The sequence below is a fragment of the Hahella sp. NBU794 genome (assembly GCF_050749805.1).
Taxonomy (GTDB): Bacteria; Pseudomonadota; Gammaproteobacteria; order Pseudomonadales; family Oleiphilaceae; genus Hahella.
Genome location: NZ_CP192738.1, coordinates 4,370,894 through 4,393,708 on the forward strand (window position 1 = coordinate 4,370,894; position 22,815 = coordinate 4,393,708).

Sequence of the window (22,815 nt, forward strand, 5' to 3'; positions counted from 1 at the left end):
ACCGGACTAAAAATGCTTATCGAAGCGAACGACATAAATAGGAGGCAGATGTTCGCTCAGGCATTGCCAATGGTCCCCCTGATCTTCACTCACCCACAGTCCGCCCGTGGTAGAGCCAAACGCCAGTATGTCGCCGCTGTCGTCCACATCTAATGAATGACGATAGGTCAAATCATAAGCCGGGCCTTGCGGCAGACCATTGCTGAGCGCCGTGAAGCTTTTGCCGCCGTCCCGCGTGCGGTTGATGATTAGTTTGCCATCCACCGGGACGCGGCGTTCATCCTTAATCGCCGGAGCAAACCAGGCCGTGTTTGGGTCCTGGGGATGCACGGCTACTGCGAAACCGAACACAGAGGGAGGAACATCCGTGATCTCCGTCCAGCGATGCCCGCCGTCATCGGAACGAAAGATGCCGTTGTGGTGCTGAATCCACATATGATCCGGCGATGCGGGACAACTAACCATGCGATGGGGGTCCTGAGACACAGGATTGTAGGCTTGATCCGGCGGTAGAAAGGCGGCGCGCAGTCCCTGCCCGGTCTGGGTCCAGGTGTCGCCAGCGTCCTGACTTTCCCATACGCCGCCGCAGGAGATCGCCAGCCGGACGCAACGGGTGTTATTGGGATGCACACAGATAGAGTGAATACCAGGCTTGTCATAACCGCCGCCGAACCAGTTCGCGCGTTCCGGCCGATTCCAGAGCGACTCAATCAGCGTCCAGCTTTCGCCCCGGTCCGTGGATTTGAACAAACCACCGGGAATGGTTCCCGCCCACAATGTATCCGGTTGATCGGCGCCGCCGGGAACCAGCTCCCAGATCAGGTCCACCGCCGGACCATCTTCGTCGCCGCTTTTGGGAAATTTAGGGGCGTCAATTTCCGTCCACTCACACGAACCGGACTCCGCTCTGTGCAACTTCACGCCAAAGTGACCCAGATTAAGCGCCGTGTACTTATTGCCGTTACGCGGGTCCCGCAACACCATGGACACCGGGTCGCCCAGAAAATCCGGCTCCCCGCAGCGCCATTGCCCCTTTCCCGTACGCTCGTAGACAAACAAGCCTTTACGCGTTCCTATACGTAGTTTTTGATTCATCGCCGCCGCTCCCATCAGATTGAAGGATTGGGGCCGCCGTCATCCGCCGGAGAGCGCCTGCAGCACATGTACTTCGGAATCTGGCTGTAACGCGTCGGTCAGATGAAGTCGGTCCCGGACCATCTGTCCATCCACAAAAATCGCTATGTTTTTACGCAATCGGTCCTGATCGTCGAGAATATACCCCGCCAGACGCGCGTTATCCGCAAAGACCCGCTGCAGCGCTTCCGCCACCGTCTCCGCCGGAACAGCCTGCGGTGGACAAGACAGGTAACGTTTGAGGTTATTAGTGAAAGTGACCGTCGCCATAATTATTCGTCTTATTCGGCGTGATTGCCGTTATTGGTAGGGACAACATCCGTGTTTTGATATTAGCACAGCCTCGCGCTAAAACAGTTTCGCCAGACTGTCCGCCACCAGCGCGCCGGCAGGTAAGCGCCGCTCATCCTCAGGGAGGTATTTGCCGGTGCGCACCAGACAGGCTTGCAAGCCAGCGTTCATTGCTCCCTCCACATCACCGCCAACATCGTCCCCCACCATCAGGCACTGCTCTGGAGAGAAACCGGTTGTGGCGCGCACCTGATCAAAAAATTCCCGGCTGGGTTTGCCCATGATCACCGCTGTGATGTCCGCCGCCCACTCCAGTGCTCGGATAAAAGGCCCCGCATCCAGCATCAGGCCTTCATCGTCTTTAAAGTATTTATTCATACCAATGCCGATCAAAGGCGCGCCCGCCCGACACAGACGAAATGCGCGATTCAGATTAGGGTAGTTCAAGCCGTCGCGAGCGTCCCCCAGCAACACGCAATTGGGGTCACGGCGATCCAGATCCGCCAGATCTTCCTGCACCGCGTCGTTGATAATGCACAGTGGCCGCAGTTTGTGTTCGAGGATATACGCTTTGGCGGCCAGGGGCGCGGTGAATAACTCTGAGTCCTGCAAGCTGAGGCCCATGCTTCTCAGACGTTGCAGCAAATCGCGAGACGACTGGCTGGCTGTGTTGGTCACAAACCTCAGCGTCAGGCCTTTATCCCTTGCCCTCTCTACGGCGGAGACGGCTCCTGGTATGGCCTGACTTCCCTCATAAATCACACCGCTGAGATCAAGAAACAACGCCTTATAGGAAAGAGACATCGGCGACCTCCTCGTCCATTGGAAGAATAGAGTCGGAAATACTCTGCAAGTGGGTCGAATATTTATACTGACGGCTTATGGCGGGTTTAACAACCGCCAAGGCGCCCGACGTCGGCCTATAAACGTAAAGGCGACGCCAAGCGCTTTGGGGAAAGGCTTGCAATGAAGTGAATATCTGAGCGTTTAGCGCGCCAAAGCACCAATCATTTCGTCGAAGGTTTCTACGCGAATACTGCGCACCAGATCGATATACAAATCCCAATTCCAAGCAGGATTAGGACAGGTACGATGACCGGAATGGGGCGCTTCCTCGATATGACCTCGAATACCAGCGGTGTGCGGCGCGGTTTCATGACGCACGGGAATGCCATAGCGATGACATAACCAAGCCACCAGTCGCGCGGACGCCATGTATTGCGCATCCGTGGGATAAGTCCTTGGATTCGGGTCCCAGGGATTCACATGCTCAATGCCAATACTCTCGCGATTGGTTTGGGAATGGATATTATCGACATGGTTGGCGATGTGCACCTCTCTCACGGTCTGCACCACACGCCCTTCCCGATTGACAACATAGTGGGCGCTGGCGGGGCCCGCCCGAAAGGTGTTCAAGGCGTTGCGCTCCGTCAAAGCAGGCCCGCCAGTGATATGAATAATGACGTAGCGAATATTGCGCCGCCCCGGCGGTATTCTGAAATTCGCCGCCGGCGACCACAGTGCGTTGGGATAATCCACACGCCGCATATCCACCTGCAATAATCGATCTTCCCAGGGTTGTCCCATGATGACTCTCCACCGTTTCATTGTGAGCGCTTGTTATTGGTGCGACAGGAAACTCCGTCGTTATTTCCAAATTAACGCCGCCGAAGAAAAAGCACAGTGGAAAAAGTCACATTTCAAATGTGAGGAAATAAGCCTGAGCCGCTTCACAGCGGCCTTTATGCTATCGTTACGACCTCCCCTCCCGACAAGACAATCTCTACTTATCCGCCCAATGCCAAGCCGGCGTGTCCAGAATGCCTTGTCCGATGATTTCTGTTTGGCCCAGGGGCTTTTCCAGTTGTACTGCATTGCATTCCGGATGTTCATTAAGAGCGGCGACGAGACGGGAGGCGTGAGACACCACCCAGACCTGGGAATGTTCCGAGGCGCGTAAAATCAGACGCGCCAGTGCTGGCAATAAGTCAGGATGCAGGCTGGTTTCCGGTTCGTTCAGCACCATCAGTGATGGCGGACGCGGGGTCAATAGCGCCGCCACCCATAGGGTATAGCGTAAGGTGCCGTCGGATAGCTCCGCGCCGGTCAACGGCCTGAGCAGCCCTTCCTGGTAAAACATCAACGAGAAACGGCCGTCTTCGTGCAACCTCACATCCAGTCTGGCGCCGGGAAAGGCGTCGCTGATGGCCGCATCAAGCGCTTCGCTGTCGCCGATTTCACGAATGGTCTGCACCGCCGCCGCCAGATCGCGCCCATCATGATGCAGCACCGGCGTGCGCGTGCCCAACTGAGGTTTACGAGCAGGCGCATCGCGATCGGTACGGAAGTGATCATAGAAGCGCCAGTTGCGAATCGTTTCGCGTACGCGAAATACCTCCGGCGCAGCGCTGGGATCAGCCAGCTGATCAAACATACTGGTGAAAAGGCCGAGATTCTGCGCCGCCACGTTCCAACTGCGCCCGTCGCGCACTCTCACCATCGGCCCGTCTCGGTCCACCAGCAGCCCGGCGGGACGATAAAACGGCCCTGCCCAAATGCACTCTCGTTTGATCTCCGGGTCCAAGGCGAATGCTGACGGAGAGGGTTTGGGCAACCCTAGCGATATAGCGTAGCCGAAATCCTCACTGGAAAAGCCGAGCCGCAAGCGCACCGCATCGCGGCGTGGGCCGCCCTGAACAGGTATCTCGCCAGCCCGCATACGACGAGTGATTTTCTCCGGCCCAGCCCAGAACGTGGAGCCCAGTCCGCCCTCTCCGGCCAAAGAATTAACCACCCCGCCTTGCGCCGTCTCCGCCAGCAATCGCAGCGCGCGGTACAAATTAGACTTGCCGCTGCCGTTAGGCCCGGTAATCACATTCAGCGACCCCAATGGCATCGTCAGCTGCAGTATGGAACGGTAGTTATTGATGGAGAGCGTAGTGAGCATGTTAATGTTCCTGGTCGAGCCGTCTTGTAGAATCGGCAACCTAGCATTTAAAACGACACATGTTTTACCAAACTGCTATTGGAGCCCAATCATCATGGATATAGCCAGAACAGGAATCATTTTGAACACGGAAAACTACGACGCCTGCGTGGTTTTCTATCGGGATCTGTTTAACCTCGAAATCCAATTTCAAGAACAACGCGGCGACTTCCAAATGACCTGTTTTCGCTACGGCGGCGCTTACTTATTAGTTGAGACCGGCGGCAGCGCTTACGCCGGCACCCCGGAAAACCTGATACACCAGCGCCCCGCTCAACTAAGGTTCAATGTGAGCAATCTGGAGCAAGCGTTGGAAGAAGTGCGCGCCTTTGGCATAACGGCGGAGATTGAGCGATACGCCTGGGGATCCGTCATCAATATCCAGGACCCGGACGGTAACCGGGTCGGCATTAGAGATGAAGCAACGTTTTTAGATCAATTAACGGATTACGCTAAAAGCCGTTAGTCCCATCAGTTCTGAGCAGCGGAACAGACTTGCCCTGATGTGGCGGCGCTCCGTCGTTGCGTCAGAACCGCCTGCGCGATGCCGGAGCACATGATCAGACCACAACCGGCCATCTGCAAAGGGCTCAACGCCTGATCAAACAGAGCCCAGCCAAATGTCACCACAGCGATGGGCTCTAAATAGGCCAGCGTGCCGAAGGTGGCGGAAGGCAGTTCGCGCAGTGCGATCACTGCAAACAGGATAGCGAGAAAGCCAGGCACAAGGCCCGCCGCCAGCAACCAGCCCCACTGCGCTGGCGCAATCACTTCCTGTTGCTGCAGCATCAATGGAGCCATACACAGCGCGCCGATCAGCATTTGATACCAGCTTCTTGCGTAAACATGCACATGCGCAGACGTGGCGCGGTTGATAATAATAAAACCCGCATAGCAGAGCATGGCCAGCCCGGCGTAGGACATGCCCAAAGCGTCCTGGGAACCGCCGAACTCAAGACGAAATTCCATCATCATCGCAAAGCCGAAAAGCGCAGTAAGAATCAGACTTATCGCGCTGGCGCTGAGTTTCTCTGACAAAAACAGATGCGCGAAAACAGAAGCGACCACTGGCGCCAGATAGATGGTCATAATCGCATTGGCCATGCTGGTGTGCTCCATGGCCTGGATATAAAACACAATAAATCCCGCCAGAAAGCCGCCGTTGAACAGCACCCGCCAGGAAGGCCAGCACCACAACAGATTCGCCTTACGGATAACCAGCAGATACCCCAGCATCATCGCCGCGCCAAAAAACAACCGATAAAAAGTCACGGTTTCCGCGCCCAATTGCGCGTATTTAGCGATAACGCCAATCGTCCCCATAAACACCGCCGACAACGCCGCCATCACCAAAAAAGGCGTCGCGCTATCTGGAGACTGCTGTATCTGCTTCATCTGATTTCCTTGACTGCAAAGGTGAAAACGTAAGAGCGAGAGTCCATTAATTCATGACGATCAGAGTAAGCCGTCATTAAGACTTACGAAAAGAGCAACTCAATCTTCGCTGAGCTGCGCTCTCACCTCTTCCAGGATGCGGCCCAGCATGTTCTGGCCACTGCCGTCGCCGCCATCGCCCCAGTAGTCATCGTTGTCCGTATGTTCGACGATTTTGGCGGAGCCGGTGCTGAGCAGGCGTTCGCGCAGGGCTTCGTGTTGGGTGAACTTGGCGAGAATGGCCTCACGCATGATATTGAGTTTGACGGTTTCCCAATCGTTGCGCAGCTTTCTTTTGCGATCACGACCTTTGCGCGCGGCTTCCAGCGGAGACTTGGCTTTGCGAATATCGCTGCGGTCCTTTTCTTCCTCGAATTTCATGGCCTGAAAATAATGCTCGCTGCTGGGCCACACTTTTCCTTTGAGCTTGATCGGATATTGGGCGAAATTGGAAAACTCTCCAAATTCATCATTTACGCTATAAAACTTAATCACTTCCACGTTTGTACAGGCCCGTCGTCAATTATTTTGCGGCGCTCACAATCATCTTCATAAACGCAGTCTGACGGATGACCGCGACAGCGGACAACTCATTTTCCGTTACAGATTTTTGGCGAAGATGGCTCGCGAGACGAAGCAAATTAACGCAAGCGACGCTTCCGCGCAATGAGGGGCCAAGTAAAAACGCCGTCCACCGAAGCGAACGGCGTTGTATGGATTAATCAGTAGAGGTCAGTTTCCAGCGCGCGCTGAACCAGCCAGGTTGAACCGGCCCCGCCTCGGGCGTTCCGTTTTCGATATGCAGATACTGGTTCGGTTTCCAGCGGTTGCGGATGCGCACCAAGTCAGGCTGCCCTTCCACCGGCTCCAGCTTCCATTGCGCGCTATGCCAGCCGCTCTCAATGGCGCCCGCCTGCAAGCCGCCATCTTCAACATTCATGCAGGCCTGCGCGCGCCAGCGGTTACAGATTCGCACATAATCGTCCTGGCCAACCGCTTTGATATCCCATTGGGCGCTCCACCAGCCTTGTTCAATAGCGCCACTTTCCAGTCCGCCGTTTTCCATATGCAAAAACTGATCGGCGCGCCAATAGTTCTGCATTCGATAGCGGCCACCGGTCTCGCCCGGAAACGGTACTTTATGGATTCTATTGGCGGACATCGCGGCGGAACGTTCGCGCCACAAGCGCGCCATATCATGTGAGTGCGTCGTCCCGAGCACGTTGCCTTCGTCATCCATAATCAACGGAGATGAGTAATAGCTCAGGTCATTGCCGCATTGCGCCGTCCCTCTTCCCTGTCTGACGCTAAAACCGTAGTTATAACCCGTGTCACCCTCGGATTTGCAGTGCATCCCACCGACATTGTGGCCCACTTCATGTCGGTAGGCGCCAGGCCAGGGTGCGCCAATCACCACAATGTCTCCGGGCACATTACCCCAGCCTCCTGCGCTTCCAGGCGCATCCGTCGGCCGTTGCACCAAACCAATAAGATCCGGCGCGTAACGCTCGATATCTTCCTTAAACCACTCTTTGCCGTCCCGTAGCACGGAAGTCACCACACCGGGGTTTTGCGGCGACACGCCGACTCCCACCAGACGCAGGTATACCCCTTCTATCTGGCTGTTATTGAGGGCTTCATTCACCGACTCCACGTATATTTGCGCTTCGGTGTTGATATTGCCGACGTCCTGCGCCGCCTGCTCGGAGAATCCGATGAATACGTCAATGACATAACGTCCTGAGGCGTCTTTCTCTCCCGCCGCCTCTTGATTGAAGCGCCTCATAAAGCTCGTATCTGGATTCTTCAGAATACGATCGTCCATTTTCGGCGACTTGATTTTTCGCCAGAAAACGTTTTCATTTCCATCTGAAGACGACTGCAGACGAAATTGACCAGAACCCGTTTCCAAATAGCCCGACATTTCCTGCTTGTCGTGATCCAACGTGACGATAAAACTGCTGTAGTCCATGAATTCCGCCAGAGCAGGATCATCCACCTGTGCGCGAATGATCTCGACTCCATTGACCTTAGAGCGCGACTTGACGGTGTAAAACAAGGTGCGCCCGTCATCGAGATGGATTTCTCCATCCTCGTTTTGGGCGAATTGCAGATACTCCTCATGGGCTGACAGGGGTTGCCCTTGTACAGCCGCGCTGAGCAGACACAAGGCGGCGAATGACGACGTGAAAAACCTCTTTTTACGCATAGCGATATCCTTATTGTCATAATTGAGTTACAAGGCCTTGCGCCAGTGCGCCCTTCACTCCCTCAGGTTCGCCCGACGCAATAGGTACAATGGCCTCAGCGTCGTTTTATGCGGAACGCAGCAACTAGGCTGCGACAGCTTCACACAGTGAAAACGTTTTCAATATTACTCCAAAAATTAGCGCGACTGTATAACAATCGCGCCGTATTTTATGAGTGGCTGCAAAATTCGTTAAGTTGCGCGTAGGCTCGACCTAGCGTACGCAGGTCAGTCTTTGCCGAACCACTCCACTTCTTCTTCATACAGATAAGACCCGGCCTCCTCCGCAGTGAAGCCTTTGCGCTCTTTGAAAAGCTCGACCTCTTTGCGACTCTGAGGGCCGCCGCCAACGCGGATCAGGCAATCGATATAATCGATAAACGCCTCGGATTCATCGCCAAAGTCCTGGCCAACCAGAATCTGCTTATCACATGGAAATATACCGCTACGTACTTTCAACGCTCTTCTCGCGGAGATTCCCACGGTCGTGAGCCCCATGCGCACCGCCAGTTCATAGGCCAGTTTGGGCACGCCGGCGTTAGTCAGTCCGCTGACAATTTCCACCTGACTCTTATCCTTTCCATCGACCCAGGTCTTGATAGAGCGCTCAAGGATTTCGCTGGCCGCTTGCTGGTCAAACCAGCGCTTGCTGAATCCCACTACCCCGATCTTCATTTTATTGTTCTCCACACAGCTTAATTTGTTCGATGTTCGTCACTAGCCCTGACTTGTCCGCTTTGCGCAGAGCTACTGGAAAGGCCGCTCTTATAAGCTTCGAAACGGCATTTATTGTCGCGCGCCGCATTGTAGTGATCCCAAAGCCAGGATACAAAGGCAAAGTGGTATGCGGCGTCGCGCCACAAAACCCGCAACAAAAATGATGCGTAAGCGACATAGCGCGATAAGTTGTATGGAATCTGGGCGATTACCGGCGATTAAATCGCCTCTGACTACCCCACCCATCCCTCATTGGGCCTGAAAGCCATGGAATGTTAGAAAGTTAGGCCGCAGACGCTTACAATGTGCGGCCATATCAATAGCCGAGTCTTTTCACGCCTGATAGCGCGCCATTTTCGTTTCGCGCCGTGTGTATTCGGCTATCTTATTTCTTACAGATAAAGCATTAGTGAAATCAGAGGCGAGCAAGCATGTTGCTATACATCTACGTCGATGGAACAGACTTGGAAGACATTGCCGGAGATGTTTCTTCAGCAGTCGAAAGTTGGGTAAAAGAATCCGCTCTGGACCTCACGTTTGTCGATAACCGTCAGATCGAGCCGGAAGCCGCCGAAGACGTTGACTTGGACGATCCTTCTGACTGGCGCATCGGCGTCAATATGAACATCCGCAATAAGAAGCAACTTAAAGAGCCCCTCGACGGCCTTTATAAAATCGCCAAGCGCCTCAAATGCGAGTTTGTTATCGGCATCATCGACGAGAAGACCGGTGAACAGGAAGACGTCTGTTATTTCGGCTTTGAAGAAGGCCAGCCGGATATGTTTGAGGTGGGGAATTACTTGGGGATTTAATTCCCCAATGTAGATAGCCAGCACGCTACACTCATATCTACAGCGCCCGATAATAGAACGTCGGGCGTTTTTATTTGCAAAGCGATGTAGTAAATAGCCTGTTTAACCACTCAATCGCCGCAGGCTCCTCACCACAGTCATAGACAAACTCCTGCCCTCTGGAGACAGACTGCAGGGACACATAGTCATCGCAAATCTCGCCCCATAGAGTGGGGTTTGTATGATAGGAAAGCGCTGCTTTCTTGTCAGGCGGAAAGAAAAAACGCGGGAGTTTCCATGATGATCGTGAGGAGGCGTTCGCTTGGGTGAGTTGTAGTATGTCCTCAAAGCGAGGAAAACAGCCCCCACCTGGAAATGCAGTTTCTTTGCCGCCGATACTCAGCTTTTCGGAGGCGACATAAATCGTATTGCTGGAATGCTTAAAATTCTCAGCGGCCAATATATGTGGGTGATCGCTAAGCCAGGGCCTGTTACGTACAACCTCCTCAGTATCCTCACCGATCTGAAGAATTTCGCCAATTTGAAGCCAGCCAAATAGAACGTGAAGATCGGCGCTGCCTTCCGCAAATCGCCATCCCTTTTCGGTATTGGCAATCTGTCTAAACCATCCAAAGAAAAGAAATAGATCGCCACAGGCCACTTTTTGATTACGCAAATGAGATTGGGCCGCGCTCACTTGGCCAAATGAGGAACGCCATCCCTCTTTTCTGGTCATATACGTGGCGCATAGGTCCGGGTCTATGTGAACCGTCGTCTCAGCGTTGATTCTATAATCTGTGAGGTCTTCAAGAATGCCGGCGATATCGACGCCCTCAATATTGAGCATGCCAATATTCTGATAGTCGGCGTCCGTTGGGATCGGTAGTGAAATCATGCGGCCATCAGGCATGATCAGGCTTGACATTCCTCCAGCGGATGAGTCGAATCCCTTTCTGCTCAGTATCAGTCGCATCTCACCAATCCTTTCGGTAGTTATTTCCCACTTCTCTACTCATGAATTAAAAGAGTAGATGAGCAAGGGACGTATGCAAGCGTTTATTCCAAACCGAAATACCCCATGCACACGCCCCACTATACTGGATGCCAGACGCTACAGGCGGGTTAAACCGCGTGCGACAACTTCCCAGGAATCGCCCGCGCTTCAGGATGTTCCGCCAGCGGCACGAAGGCATGTCTGGAACCGTCGTATGCCTCGATGCCGCCGGATTCAATGTCGTAGAACCAGCCGTGCATGGTGAGACGGCCTTCCTGCAGCGCCAGACGTACAGACGGATGTGTCTGCAAGTTCGCCAGCTGGGCGATGACATTCTCTCGCACCATATCTTCGATCTTCGCTCGTTCATCGGCGTGCTTACGCGCCTGATTCACCACTTTGGCGGAGTCCGCATAGCGCAACCAGTGAGCGACTGCAGGCATGTGATCGATGCATTGGCAGGTAGCGACGGCCGTCATAGCGCCACAGTTGGAATGCCCACACACGACGATATCCGCCACCCGCAACGCCGCCACGGCGTATTCCACCGACGCCGACACCCCGCCGGGTTCCGGCCCATACGGAGGCACAATGTTGCCCGCATTACGGATGACGAAGAGATCCCCTGGCTCTCTCTGGGTGACCAGTTCCGGCACCAGACGGCTGTCGGAACAGGAAATAAACAGAGTACGCGGCTGCTGCTGAGTGGCGAGGTCTTTGAACAACTCCTTACGCTCAGGAAATGCTTCGCGCTGGAACTTCAGAAAGCCTTCGATGATGTCTTTCACTACGGGTCTCCTAATCAACTCTATGGCTTGTTTGATGTTGTTGCAGATTAGTAATGCAAAACAGTTTCTCACAAAACTCGCCATTGGTATTAGTCAACAGCGCGCCAGCGGCCATTCTTGGTGAACTCAAGCAAGTGGAGGACATTAAGGAGCTGTATTTTGTGAAGCGCTTCAGCGATTAGTCCCAACTATCCAACGAAGTCTACGCCTCCCCTCAAGGAGAAGTGTTCGAAAACATCGGCGTCCCTACCAAATATGAGGCGCTCTAAATGCAACCGGAAGACGTTTACGCCGGAAAAGACAGCGGAATAGAGAAGGCGCCGAGCTATGTAATCGGGACAGACTACATCGATGGAGAGACAAGGGGATTCACTGAGTAAAACAGATGATGGAAGCGTTAAAGTCCAGGATTATCGTGAGGCTAGAGCCGGAAAGGTTGCCTCGTCAGAGGTAGGAGCTATTTTCTCCAGCTCATACTGATTTCACCATATATTTTTCATCACTACTTACGCAAAAAATAGTAAGCACGACCAGTTGTACGGATCTGAATTCCTCGTACATACTCACTGTATAATACCGTTGCTAGTCCGAGTGTTACGTAGCCCCCAGAGGCGCAGAAGATTATGAAGGCGACTTTCCATTCCTGGAACAAACATGCAACTATCATTATCGCTACACAGGAACAATCTAATAAGTCATGAATCAAAGAGGGCCGCTGGAACTTGGCCTGCCTCACCATGAGCGCAAACCTCAACCACAGAAGAATCCCTAGTGATGAGCCAACCGAAGTTACCTCGAATAAATATACTGATATAGTAACATTCCATAGAACAAGGACTAAAAAATAGGCAAAAAACAAATACACAAAAAAACTTGCCCCAAATATCCATATAACATTAAAGCCTCTTTTCTTCGCCTCATCCGTCTCTAGATCGCAATCACTCACCGGAGTCTTATATAAATCAGCATCCATTACTCATACCCTTCATCTTGAATATCAAATAATATCAACTATGTTCTTAAAGAAGTAGTTTTAAATCTGATAAGCTCAACTCTTACACCGCCCTTCATTTCGCTTCCTTATATACCGTTAATTAGCTATAAACACTATCTCACACTAGTACTCTATGAGAGCATAAAGCGAGCCTTTAAGTATGAATCAGGATTTAAAGCATGACAGCGCAAATACCAGATAAAATAGAAAACATGCACAATAGCATCGAACTGGGAGATCTGCACCTCTATAGAATTATCGCAAGATCTGGGCACACTGGCAGCCCTTTCTCTTCTTACAGCTTTCAGTCAAGTCCCTCTCGCGCCACTCCAGGCATTAGCAGCGCATTGGCGCGCGGTTATATTTCCTGCTATACGCTTACAGAGTCTGGCGAGCTAATTCTTGATAGATATGAATATCCATATGAGAGGCTGAAGCCTCTAGAGCAGGTAGGAGAGAAACTGACAGGAAACTTCTTATTGGATATGCGCAAAGGCTTCTTTCAAGATAGGCTGTACATCCCTTTTATTAACGGGAGAATCGTTACAGACAAAACAATGTGGGTAGTCGAAAAGAAAAAGACCAAGGACGAACTCTTTGAGGAGTCTACCAGGCAATACTTAGAAGCACATCCATGCAGAATAGATATTGCTGTTGCCTGTCATCCAGATCTGATTACTGATAAGTTTTCAATCTATATCGATGGCAATATTCCTTCAACAAGAGACGGCAAACAACCCATCGATGGTTACTCTGCGAGAGCAAGCGTCGGGCGCCACCGGATAATAATACGAGAAACAGACTACAGAAAACCTGACAGAATGGAGTCAAATACAGTTTACTTTGACACCTCCATAGAGAAACCCAGTAGCTTTTTACTAAAACTAGAAAAAGGAAATCTCATCTTGCTAGAAGTCTGAGACGTCCTCCGCCCCCCCTACTTCAAACCACCATCTGAAGCCTCCGATGAACCTCATGAATTTCGTTATAGCTGGGAGTTCGCGCTGGCTTGGAAAGGGATGTGTAGGCGACTCTCATATGCGCCGCGCACTTCCTGGGCTCCACCCGCCCTATTCCCGTTCCTAAACCGGGGCACAAAATAGAATTTATCTTTCTCTCAGAACGAAGGTTATGCGTTTTTATCGCCAGTAGAACTGCCCGAAACGCAATATAGGGGTTAAGCGTGTTGGAAACGTCTTCGGGAATCCTCATGGTTGGCGCCGAGATCAAATAGGGCCATCGCGCGTTATCCGTCCCCACAATTACCGCGGAGCCAATGGGTAATTCTCCGTGAAAGTCGTCAAGAATGCGTCGCTGCACTCTTTCCTCCACTTCAAAGCCAAGCGTATTTCGAATCGCCAGATCCAGTCCGCCGTCCATAATGCCAAAGCTGTTCGCCGGACTAATCATCGCATCGGCTTCCTTTGAGAAAAAGTCGCCTTGGATGATTTCAAAGTTATCAAAACCACTAAAGGCTTCTTTCCATGCCTTTACCAGCTTTTCAGACTGATCGATAAGAAATACTTTCTGAAGCAAGAATACTCTCTCCTCTTTGATCTCCAGCACGCTTCTGCTGTTTTGATTAGTGAAGCCGCTTTTCATTCTACTCTTAAGCGCCAGGCCACATGGGTAAAGCGAGTTTGCCGCCTTAGCCACAGCCCTTAGCCCGACTCACCTAACGCGCTTTAATTGCCAGCGTAGTTTACTAAACTGAATATGCGCGACGCCTGTAAAACTTCAGTCCATATTCACCAGGATGCGCTTCGGTGGAAAATGCTATGAAAGTTCTTTCGGTATTAGGGTTATGGTTCTGCGCAACAACAGCCGCCTGCGCCGCTTCAGATACGCGGGAGGTGCTGAGAATCGGAGCGAACGATGAGATCGCGCAATTGTATGCGCCTTATCAGAGGTTCGTTGAAGCCGCTTTTCGGGATACCCCTTGGAGAATCGAGTGGGTGAACCTTCCTTTGGCGCGCTCCATACGCGCCGCCGATGAAGGCAGTATTGACGGTGATTTCATCAGAATTAAAGAGGTGACGGAGATTTACAGTCATTTGGTGGCCATACCCTGGCCACTGAATCGCCAGCGCTTTTATCTGTATATACCGACCTCATTGGACTGCCCTGACACGCAGAACATAGACCAATTAGTGGTCGGAAAATTATTAGGCATCTCCGCGTATGATCACTTCCCAGAAAGCATCAAGAAGAATATGGTCTTTTCCCCAAACCTAGAGTCTTATGTGAACATGGCGATGGCGCACCGTATAAACGGCATCGCCATCACCGACGATCACTATAAAAAGATCAAAAGGAAATTCGACGTTGATTTCAAGAAGTGCAACGAGCACATGCTATATGAAGCCGTTACCTATATGATGCTAAATATTAAGCACAAAGAAAAAATCCCTCAGATAGTAGAGGCTTTTTCAAAACATGTAGAACTTCTTCCAGCTGAAGATAGGGTGCAATGAAACAATCTGAATCACCCCAGGTTTGTCGGAGGCTAATCTTCTTGAGAGAATTAGCCTATGAACAAACGATCAGGATACTCCCCCGAAGTACGTGAACGCGCTGTGCGCATGGTGTTGACCGGCGAACACGAACACAAATCCCGCTGGGCGGCGATACAGTCTGTCGCTTCAAAGATTGGTTGCACTCCTGAGACATTACGCTCATGGGTCAACAAAATGGAAGTGGATACAGGTAAGCGCCCTGGAACAACCAGCGAGGACGCCGCCCGCCTTAAAGAGCTGGAACGGGAAAACCGTGAGCTTAAACGCGCCAATGAGATTCTGCGAAAGGCGGCGGCTTTTTTCGCCCAGGCGGAGCTCGACCGCAAACCGAAGTAATGGTTAAGTTCATTGACCAGGAACGGGAAGCGCACGGTGTCGAGTCAATCTGCAAAGTCTTGCCGATGGCGCCGTCCACCTACTACCGCCAAAAACATCTGGCCGCTAACCCGGAGCTGCGCTGTGATCGCGCAAAGCGGGATGAAGAGCTCAAGCCAGAGATTACACGAGTGCACGAGGAGAACTTGCAGGTCTATGGGGCTCGCAAGCTCTGGAAGCAGCTAAACCGTGAGGATATCACTGTGGCGCGCTGCACTGTCGCCCGGTTGATGGGGGAAATGGGGCTGGCAGGCGTGCGGCGCGGTAAGTCCTGTCGTACAACCATTCCCGATGAACTGGCCGACAAGCCGCTGGATCTGGTTAATCGCAACTTCTGCGCTGAGCGTCCGAACCAGTTGTGGGTCGCAGACATCACCTACGTTGCCACCTGGTCAGGCTTCGTTTACGTGGCGTTCGTTGTGGACGTTTTCTCGCGCTATATCGTAGGCTGGCGTGCGCTCAAAAGCCTGCAGACGGATATTGTGCTTGACGCCTTGGAGCAGGCGCTGTGGGCGCGAGGAAAACCCAAGGGGGTCACTCATCACAGCGATCGCGGTAGCCAGTACCTGTCGATCAAGTACACTGAGCGCCTGGCTGAGGCGGGGTTTAAGGCCTCTGTCGGAAGCGTAGGAGACTCCTACGACAACGCCCTGGCGGAAACCATCAACGGCTTGTACAAAGCGGAGGTTATCCACAAAAACGGGCCCTGGAAAGGGCTGGATGAAATAGAACAGGCGACCCTCACCTGGGTGGAGTGGTTCAACAATCGTCGATTGTTGCGGCCGCTGGGAGATGTGCCTCCCGTCGAATACGAAAACCTGTATTATCAACAAGCCGAGTCTGCAGTTGCATGACTCAGATAAAATTGCCTCCGACAAACCCGGGGCGATTCAATCTTTATAAAGCGTCCATCGTATTTAACCTTTCATCAACCTTGCACCCAACATATCCATCATCCAATTACATACATACTGACTGAGCCCAGTGCTGTTCAGTAATAATTACAATGGGAACGCCATTATTCCGATACGTCATGGCCTTCTCAATTTTCCGCCCAAAATTTTCATGAACCCAGCTATCCTTCACATAGGTTCCTATCACCAGATAATCCAGTGATTTCGTAACGTTTTTGGCTATCTTGCCTCCACGAGCCACAGTCGCTTCCTCGCATTGTTCCCGCGTCCCAAGCGCACAGGTTCCGCTAAAAAGAAACGATCGTCCCTGAAAAGTAATGGACGGCATAGGTTCAATAATAGGCAGTCTGGTTGCTTTAGCGACCTCGCCGAGATAAGACTCATCGCCAGAGATCCTTTTCAGAACACTTAGAAGCTCTGAGGACTCTTCTCCATCCAAAACACCGTCTTCCAACATAACGCTAACTCTATCTAACAAGTTAACGATAATTGGATTGTCAGAAGCGCTCCTGCTCTGCACCAACCAAGTTTGCAGAAACTCCGCTTCCGCCTGTTCAACCTTTCCATCGGCGACAATGCCTTTACTCAGACCGATCAGTGTATCTATTTGCCTGTCCTTAATTTTATTTAGATTATATTCGGTGAAAATATCCATAAATATTCCCTCTCTAAAATGATTGAAACTTAAGGCGCGAATATTTTTAAAACTGAGAAACGGCCATATGCCAATGGATAATATTCAGATTATCCCCTGCACTCGCGATAATAGAATTCTAACTTTTGTAAAGACGGAATTTGTCGTTAAGAATGAAAAACGACACTGATGAGTCAGTCTTGGGTGGGCTTGATAATATAGGCAGTGATCGTAAAGATAAGCCAGATTAGGCCATCAAAAACTAACCTGACACAAACCGGAGAACGCTTTCTCAGTATAAAGAGATTTCAATAACTTACCCGACTCGATATCTACCGCAAGATAGTGGAGCGAGCCGTCTTTGTGCTCTTGAATAATTAATTCCCCGTCGCAAATCTTTGGCTGAGCAGCACGCCAGTTCACATCCACACTCCATTGTTTAAACAGTGAATAACAACTGCCTGTCCCGTTGGCGATCTTAGTCAATGGCGCAGGGTTGCAAGCAACTATGTCCCGGCTGGTGGAGACGATGATTGAGTTGGGTTTGAATGTCAGATTGGCGCGCCGCCAGTCATTACTCTCGAATTGAAACGCCTTCCCCTCCACATCCAGCATATACAGTTTTTGTTGGTACTCGAAAAGCTGGCTCACCATCGTTTCCAATGGCCAGCTGGTCGTTACTTTCAGGTCCCGGGAGATAAACATAATGAAGGGGTGATTCTCCCCGTTCTGATCAATTTTAAAGCCCGCCAGATAGAGCCCTGCGTCTGTTTCAAATCCTGTGTAGGCGTTTTGTAGCTCTGTCTGAAGCGTTTGCCCTTGGTTAACGACAACGCCGTCATGCCTCCATGAGAAGACTGTTTGCGCGCAGGCGGAAAATGGAAATGCCAGCAGGGTCGCCAATAAAAAAATACAGGGCCTTATCATGCGGCCTGCTCTCAATAGCATGGAGTTCAAAAACAAAGACATCTGTTACCTCTGTCTTCCACTTTCACACTTTCAAATTAGGCCAAAGAGAGAGACACGTCAGTAGAATCGCAGTTGCCCCTAAAGCATGCCATACAATACTATCCAGCCCCACTCTCGAAAATGTATTAATCAGATAAAGGCCTACAAGCGCAAAGCCCAACTCCACTGCAAAAGTTACTCCTGGCATACATACGGTAGGACTTATTGTCGCAATTCCTGCACTTTCTCATTGCAAGGTTCCTATTGGCTGATGACTCTATTGGAAACACGTTTTCCAAAAGCAGGCCATTCTTAGACTTCCCCACCCGCCGCAAACCCAGACGCCCAGGCCCATTGGAAGTTGTGGCCGCCCAGGTGGCCGGTGACGTCGACGACTTCGCCGATGAAGTAGAGGTTGGGGATGTCTTTGGCGGCCATGGTTTTGGAGGAGAGGCAGTCAGTGTCGACGCCGCCCAGGGTGACTTCGGCGGTGCGATAGCCTTCGGTGCCGTTGGGTTTGATTTTCCAGCTTTTCAGAGCGTCTGCGACTTCCTGCAGGCGTTGGTTGGAGCATTGCTGGAAGGTTTCGTTCCAGTTTTTCCATTCGGTGAATATCTGCGCCACACGCTTGGGGAGCTTCGCATTGAGATAGGTCTCCAGGCGTTTATTGGGCGATTCCTGGCGCCAGGTTTTCAGCTCCGCCAGCACGTCGTCGTCCGGCAGCAAATCGATTGAGAGTTCCTGACCAGGTTTCCAGAAACTGGAGATCTGCAGCATGCTGGGGCCGCTCAGGCCACGATGAGTGAACAGCATGGGTTCTTTGAAGGTCACGCCATTAACGCTGACGGAGACCGGGCAACTGACGCCGGACAGCGGCGCAAAGCGCTGCAAATCATCCGGCTGCAGCGTGAAAGGCGCTAACCCCGCCCGAGTCGGCAATACCTTGAGGCCAAACTGTTCCGCGATCTTATAGCCGAAAGGCGATGCGCCCAGCGTGGGAATCGACAGCCCGCCGCTGGCGATCACCAAGGATTCGCACTGAATAACGCCGCTTGAGGTTTGCAGACGGAAGGCCTCACCGTCCTGCTCCACTGCATCAATGCTGCACTGCAGACGAATTTCCGCGCCGGCCCAGTCGCATTCGGTCAGCAGCATATTGAGAATATCTTTACTGCTCTCGTTGCAAAACAACTGCCCAGGCGTTTTTTCATGGTATTCAATGCCATGGCGCTCCACCCACTCCACAAAATGCTGAGGGGTATAGCGTCTTAGCGCAGAGATGCAGTAATGGGGATTATTGGATAAATAATTGGCCGGAGTGGAGTTCAGGTGGGTGAAGTTGCAGCGCCCTCCCCCGGACATAAGAATTTTTTTGCCTGCTTTATTGGCGTGATCCAGAACCAGGACTTTCCTGCCGCGATACCCAGCGGTGATCGCGCACATCAAACCAGCGGCGCCGGCGCCGATTATGACCACATCTACTTTTTCAACCACGAAAGACTCCACACTGACTGTCTGCAAACCAGCGCATTGTATGCCTCTCAGACTCTGTCGACGAATTTATTTATGTAGTCTTGGCAAGGTATGAACTAACGCAAAGGCGAGTGAACGCCTTTTCTATTGGCACAGGTAACGAATATCCGCCAACAAGGTGCGTTCGCTGTCCAGCACCGTACTGATGGTCTGGCACAAAAAGCCGGAGTTGGTGTCCCGGTACGGTCGCGAATTGATGACTCGCCGTTGCAACAGACGCTCAATCGCCAACATCTGATAGAAATAAGGTCTGGCCGCCCAGTTGACCCCTTGATTGCCCATATGCTGTAACCATTCAGCGCCGTCCCAATCAAAGTTGGGCGTGATTTGCACTCCGGTGTGGTCGCAGATATAAAAACGCAGGAAGCCTTCCGGCGGTTGCGGCAGCGCGCTGACAAAGTTCTCATTGCGCAACACGCAGTCCTTGATATCGAGCACGCATTTTTCCATCTGATGGATGTAGTAAATGTGTCGGCGCTCCTCTTCCACTTTGCGATGGATAAAGCTCTCCAACAACATACCGACTTTCGACTGCGGCGCGTCCGGCGCCAAAAAACGCTCCAGCGCGGGATTGAAGATGTAACCCTGAATATAACGGGCGCCGCATTCCATGGCGAAACGGAACTCATCTTCCGTCTCCACCCCTTCGCAGATGATCTGACTGCCCGCACGCTCCGCCAGGTAACCCACGGACTGCACTACTTCACCGGAAATGCCGCCCCGCGCCGCGCGCTTGAACAGACGCATATCCAGCTTAATAAGATCCGGCTCCAGAGAAATGATGCGGTTCAATTGCGAATATCCGGCGCCGAAATCATCAATGGCGATTCGCATGCCCGCGCGCCGGTATTCAGCCACCTGCTCAACCAGCGCGGCCTCGTCGCCGCCGTTCTCGGTAAATTCCACCACCACGCGCTGCGGATCAATGCCGGCTTCATGAATCATACGGATCGTGGGAACCTGCTCTTCGTCGCAGTTTTTGCGCATCCATTCGGGGGAAATGTTGAGAGTGAGGAAACAATCGGAAGGGAGGGTTTGAGCGGTTTCTAGCGCCTGCTTGCGCACCATGCGGTCAATATTCAAAAGCCGCCGTCGATCAACGCCGGGATCGGAGAATAAGGGCCCGGCGGACATCACTGCGCCGTCATCGCGGCGAATGCGCGCTAAAGCCTCATAACCCGCCACCATTCCCCGATTAATATCGACGATAGGCTGAAAAAAAGGGAGGTACTGATTACGTTCTGGTTGGACCCCGTCACAGGGCTCGTTTGGGACTCCATCGAGGTTTGTCCCCAAACTCGATATGCGCTTCGCAACCGAATCCATTTTTACTCCGAAAGTAAAGAAGGAGGCCAGTAGTACAGCCGATTAGGTTAGGCCATTTGATCATAACCTACTGTAAAGGTTTGAATATTTAGGTGTACTTTAGTAACTGCCACGCTGTCTGGGCAATTTATACCTTGTAACATCCATATTGCAAGGCGGCGCTCCAACATCCGGGGAAAAATAAACTCTATTTAATCCGCGCCTCTTCAAACCTGAGTTCCACTCGCATCCCATCCGGTCGGCGCTCGATTTGTAACGACCAGGCCATGGCTTCGGCAATTTCCTGACAAAGCTTGAGGCCAATGCGGTTACTTTCCTCCCGCTCTGTTACGTCAGAGGGCCCATCCACCTCTTCGTCAACGTTGAGAACAACCAGGCTGCTCTCACTCAGAGTCACAGTGACGGAACCCGCTGCGGTATGCTGAAACGCATTGCGAACCAGATTGGCGGAGATGATGGTCCAGGGCGTAATGGCTATCGGCGTCACCCATGTGTCCGGCGCATCCAGAGTGACCGACACCTGCTTGCTGTGCAGCAGATAACGGTGGAAGTCGATCTGCTCGCGAATCGCCGCCGCCAAGTCCTCGTCGCGACGGGGCGCGCCTTCCCGCTGCTCCCGTCCCAACCACAGAAGTGTTTCCGTCATGCTTTGCATGCCATAAGCGGCGCGCTCGATACGCGCCAGCGACTGGGTCAGTTCTTCCGGCGGATTGCGGCGTTGCAGCAGCTCGACATTGTTGCGCACCACCGCGATAGGCGTGCGCAACTCATGACTGGCGTGCCGTAAAAAGTCCTTCTCCCGCTGCAGAGCGGTGCGGAGTCGGGCGAAGGCGCTGTGCAGCTTCTCGGCAATATCCGAAAATTCCGCGAACCCCATCTGCGGCGGTTTTTCCGTCAGGGTATCCAGATTCAGGTTATGCGCCCAGTGCGCCAACCGGTCCACACGTCGCCCCACATACAGCAAAAACAGATGCGTGAGAATGATAACGCTGAGGATCACCGCAAGCGCCAGAATGATCTGACTCACGCGAATGCGCCAGATCTGATGACGTACGTCATGCTGCAGCGCGCCCGGCGTAGGATGCCGGGTGATGTAGAGCCATTCGTCGTTCGACAGATGAAAAGGAAACAGGAAGTAGATGTCCCCCGGGGCTTTCGGCTCTGAGGTTTCATTGCGAAACAGGACCTCCAGATCAGCGGAAACCAACTCGGACTGCTCAAGCCGCGATTGATAGGGCTCAGGCACCGCAGACCAGTCCCGATAAGACTGCACATACAGACCTGACGGCAATTCCGCCTCAGGATTATTGGCGAGACGCTGATCGTAATCCTGAGCCAAAAAGTACATTTCCACCGTCATGGCCTGCTCCAGACCGCGTCCGAAATACTCTTTCAGCAACAGGGTGTAGATGATCACAATCAGGGTCGCGATCCCCAGCAGGTAATAGCGGAAAACCCGTCTGACGCCGAACTCTTTAGCGAACTTCAAACCACCTCCTCTCCATCGCGCACCGCCTCACCGCAACGGACGCCCTGCCCCGGCACGGTATGAATCAGCGCACTGGCGAAGGGTTTGTCCACCGCCATGCGCAGTTTGTATAAATGCACTTTAAATGCATTGCTGTCCGGCGGCGAATCCGGCCATAACAACTGTTCCAGATCGCTCTTGCTCACCACGCCCGGGCTGTGTCGCATCAGCTTTTCCAGCAACTGCCAGCCTGTAGGCGTCAGTGTCAACGCCTTGCCCTCGCGCCGCACCTGCCGCTGATCCAGATCCATCTGCAACGGCCCTACCGTCAGCAAACGCGCCTGGCCGCTGCGGCGGCGGGACAACGCCTGCAAACGCACAATCAACTCTGCAAAGGCGAACGGCTTCACCAGATAATCATCAGTGCCGGCGCGAAAGCCTTCTACTTTGTCGTCCAGGGTGTCTCGCGCGGTGAGCATGAGCACCGGGGTATCCACGCCCTCTTCTCTCAGTTTGCGACACATGGCCAACCCGTTCATGCGCGGCATATTGATATCCAGCAGCATCACATCGTAGGCGTTGGCTCGAGCAAGATTAAAGCCCGCCACGCCATTGGCGGCGTGATCGCAACTCATGTTCTCCAGCGCCAGATAATCCAGCACGGTGGTGGCCAGATCGATGTCGTCCTCCACCAGCAGCACTCGCAAATGGCCGCTCATAGTCT

The 22,815-nt window shown here is 52.6% G+C and carries 24 protein-coding genes and 1 other annotated feature; of the genes, 6 read left to right on the forward strand and 18 right to left on the reverse strand.

Annotated features, from left to right (window positions below; translation table 11 throughout):
- Window positions 1–6: 6 nt before the first annotated feature.
- The 5 genes from ACQYWX_RS18985 to ACQYWX_RS19005 all read right to left on the reverse strand — a co-directional run bounded on the left by ACQYWX_RS18985 (window position 7) and on the right by ACQYWX_RS19005 (window position 4,372).
- Window positions 7–1,095, reverse strand: coding sequence for a WD40/YVTN/BNR-like repeat-containing protein (locus ACQYWX_RS18985; protein ID WP_431685954.1), 1,089 nt, complete (start codon window positions 1,093–1,095; stop codon window positions 7–9).
- Between the two features lie 39 nt (window positions 1,096–1,134).
- Window positions 1,135–1,404 carry a MoaD/ThiS family protein gene (locus ACQYWX_RS18990; RefSeq protein ID WP_279502881.1) on the reverse strand — a complete coding sequence of 90 codons (270 nt, stop codon included), beginning with the start codon at window positions 1,402–1,404 and terminating at the stop codon, window positions 1,135–1,137.
- A gap of 78 nt (window positions 1,405–1,482) precedes the next feature.
- Complete coding sequence (locus tag ACQYWX_RS18995; protein ID WP_431685955.1) at window positions 1,483–2,229, reverse strand: TIGR01458 family HAD-type hydrolase; 747 nt, start codon at window positions 2,227–2,229, stop codon at window positions 1,483–1,485.
- Window positions 2,230–2,412: 183 nt separating this feature from the next.
- A complete protein-coding gene (locus tag ACQYWX_RS19000; RefSeq protein ID WP_431685956.1) occupies window positions 2,413–3,033 on the reverse strand; it encodes an N-acetylmuramoyl-L-alanine amidase in 621 nt (206 codons plus the stop codon).
- A 175-nt stretch (window positions 3,034–3,208) separates the two neighbouring features.
- Window positions 3,209–4,372, reverse strand: a complete 1,164-nt coding sequence (locus ACQYWX_RS19005) for an AAA family ATPase (protein WP_431685957.1) — start codon at window positions 4,370–4,372, stop codon at window positions 3,209–3,211.
- Between the two features lie 94 nt (window positions 4,373–4,466).
- On the opposite strand from ACQYWX_RS19005, the gene ACQYWX_RS19010 reads away from it, so the two are divergent.
- On the forward strand, window positions 4,467–4,877 hold the full coding sequence (locus ACQYWX_RS19010; RefSeq protein WP_431685958.1) for a VOC family protein: 411 nt from the start codon (window positions 4,467–4,469) through the stop codon (window positions 4,875–4,877).
- A 5-nt stretch (window positions 4,878–4,882) separates the two neighbouring features.
- Here the strand turns inward: ACQYWX_RS19010 and ACQYWX_RS19015 are convergent, their stop codons facing one another.
- The 4 genes from ACQYWX_RS19015 to ACQYWX_RS19030 all read right to left on the reverse strand — a co-directional run bounded on the left by ACQYWX_RS19015 (window position 4,883) and on the right by ACQYWX_RS19030 (window position 8,768).
- The gene (locus ACQYWX_RS19015) at window positions 4,883–5,806 is read right to left on the reverse strand and encodes a DMT family transporter (RefSeq protein ID WP_431685959.1); all 924 of its coding nucleotides are present in this window, start codon (window positions 5,804–5,806) and stop codon (window positions 4,883–4,885) included.
- Between the two features lie 99 nt (window positions 5,807–5,905).
- The gene (locus tag ACQYWX_RS19020) at window positions 5,906–6,346 is read right to left on the reverse strand and encodes an NADAR family protein (protein ID WP_216740402.1); all 441 of its coding nucleotides are present in this window, start codon (window positions 6,344–6,346) and stop codon (window positions 5,906–5,908) included.
- A 217-nt stretch (window positions 6,347–6,563) separates the two neighbouring features.
- A complete protein-coding gene (locus ACQYWX_RS19025) occupies window positions 6,564–8,054 on the reverse strand; it encodes a hypothetical protein (protein WP_431685960.1) in 1,491 nt (496 codons plus the stop codon).
- Window positions 8,055–8,321: 267 nt separating this feature from the next.
- Entirely contained in the window at window positions 8,322–8,768 is a 447-nt protein-coding gene (locus ACQYWX_RS19030; RefSeq protein ID WP_431685961.1) for a hypothetical protein, read from the reverse strand.
- A 473-nt stretch (window positions 8,769–9,241) separates the two neighbouring features.
- Between ACQYWX_RS19030 and ACQYWX_RS19035 the strand changes: the two genes are divergently transcribed.
- Window positions 9,242–9,622: a hypothetical protein gene (locus ACQYWX_RS19035; RefSeq protein WP_431685962.1), complete on the forward strand. Its 381-nt coding sequence runs from the start codon at window positions 9,242–9,244 to the stop codon at window positions 9,620–9,622.
- 70 nt (window positions 9,623–9,692) lie between these two features.
- On the opposite strand, the gene ACQYWX_RS19040 is transcribed toward ACQYWX_RS19035, so the two are convergent.
- Window positions 9,693–10,574 carry a hypothetical protein gene (locus ACQYWX_RS19040; protein ID WP_431685963.1) on the reverse strand — a complete coding sequence of 294 codons (882 nt, stop codon included), beginning with the start codon at window positions 10,572–10,574 and terminating at the stop codon, window positions 9,693–9,695.
- A gap of 149 nt (window positions 10,575–10,723) precedes the next feature.
- Window positions 10,724–11,383, reverse strand: a complete 660-nt coding sequence (locus tag ACQYWX_RS19045) for a carbonic anhydrase (RefSeq protein WP_127971732.1) — start codon at window positions 11,381–11,383, stop codon at window positions 10,724–10,726.
- 53 nt (window positions 11,384–11,436) lie between these two features.
- Between ACQYWX_RS19045 and ACQYWX_RS19050 the strand changes: the two genes are divergently transcribed.
- Both ACQYWX_RS19050 and ACQYWX_RS19055 read left to right on the forward strand, forming a co-directional pair.
- The gene (locus tag ACQYWX_RS19050; protein ID WP_431685964.1) at window positions 11,437–11,565 is read left to right on the forward strand and encodes a hypothetical protein; all 129 of its coding nucleotides are present in this window, start codon (window positions 11,437–11,439) and stop codon (window positions 11,563–11,565) included.
- 991 nt (window positions 11,566–12,556) lie between these two features.
- Window positions 12,557–13,297 carry a hypothetical protein gene (locus ACQYWX_RS19055; protein WP_431685965.1) on the forward strand — a complete coding sequence of 247 codons (741 nt, stop codon included), beginning with the start codon at window positions 12,557–12,559 and terminating at the stop codon, window positions 13,295–13,297.
- Between the two features lie 22 nt (window positions 13,298–13,319).
- Here ACQYWX_RS19055 and ACQYWX_RS19060 read toward each other — a convergent pair whose 3' ends face one another.
- Window positions 13,320–13,913: a macro domain-containing protein gene (locus tag ACQYWX_RS19060; protein WP_431685966.1), complete on the reverse strand. Its 594-nt coding sequence runs from the start codon at window positions 13,911–13,913 to the stop codon at window positions 13,320–13,322.
- Between the two features lie 242 nt (window positions 13,914–14,155).
- On the opposite strand from ACQYWX_RS19060, the gene ACQYWX_RS19065 reads away from it, so the two are divergent.
- Window positions 14,156–14,851, forward strand: a complete 696-nt coding sequence (locus ACQYWX_RS19065) for a hypothetical protein (protein WP_431685967.1) — start codon at window positions 14,156–14,158, stop codon at window positions 14,849–14,851.
- 57 nt (window positions 14,852–14,908) lie between these two features.
- A protein-coding gene (locus ACQYWX_RS19070) for an IS3 family transposase (RefSeq protein WP_431685968.1) occupies window positions 14,909–16,122 on the forward strand; the annotation gives its coding sequence in 2 pieces (ribosomal slippage) (window positions 14,909–15,197 and window positions 15,197–16,122; 1,215 coding nt in all).
- Window positions 15,187–15,303 (forward strand) — a sequence feature (AL1L pseudoknot). Its footprint overlaps the gene before it by 117 nt.
- A gap of 106 nt (window positions 16,123–16,228) precedes the next feature.
- Here the strand turns inward: ACQYWX_RS19070 and ACQYWX_RS19075 are convergent.
- The 6 genes from ACQYWX_RS19075 to ACQYWX_RS19100 all read right to left on the reverse strand — a co-directional run bounded on the left by ACQYWX_RS19075 (window position 16,229) and on the right by ACQYWX_RS19100 (window position 22,810).
- Window positions 16,229–16,837, reverse strand: coding sequence for a BRCT domain-containing protein (locus ACQYWX_RS19075; protein ID WP_431685969.1), 609 nt, complete (start codon window positions 16,835–16,837; stop codon window positions 16,229–16,231).
- Window positions 16,838–17,071: 234 nt separating this feature from the next.
- A complete protein-coding gene (locus ACQYWX_RS19080) occupies window positions 17,072–17,785 on the reverse strand; it encodes a hypothetical protein (RefSeq protein WP_431685970.1) in 714 nt (237 codons plus the stop codon).
- A 291-nt stretch (window positions 17,786–18,076) separates the two neighbouring features.
- The gene (locus tag ACQYWX_RS19085) at window positions 18,077–19,207 is read right to left on the reverse strand and encodes an NAD(P)/FAD-dependent oxidoreductase (RefSeq protein WP_431689523.1); all 1,131 of its coding nucleotides are present in this window, start codon (window positions 19,205–19,207) and stop codon (window positions 18,077–18,079) included.
- A gap of 174 nt (window positions 19,208–19,381) precedes the next feature.
- Window positions 19,382–20,623 carry an EAL domain-containing protein gene (locus tag ACQYWX_RS19090; RefSeq protein ID WP_431685971.1) on the reverse strand — a complete coding sequence of 414 codons (1,242 nt, stop codon included), beginning with the start codon at window positions 20,621–20,623 and terminating at the stop codon, window positions 19,382–19,384.
- Window positions 20,624–20,810: 187 nt separating this feature from the next.
- Window positions 20,811–22,112, reverse strand: a complete 1,302-nt coding sequence (locus tag ACQYWX_RS19095) for a sensor histidine kinase (RefSeq protein WP_431685972.1) — start codon at window positions 22,110–22,112, stop codon at window positions 20,811–20,813.
- A complete protein-coding gene (locus tag ACQYWX_RS19100) occupies window positions 22,109–22,810 on the reverse strand; it encodes a response regulator transcription factor (protein WP_431685973.1) in 702 nt (233 codons plus the stop codon). Before ACQYWX_RS19100 ends, ACQYWX_RS19095 begins: the two co-directional genes overlap by 4 nt.
- Window positions 22,811–22,815 lie beyond the last annotated feature (5 nt).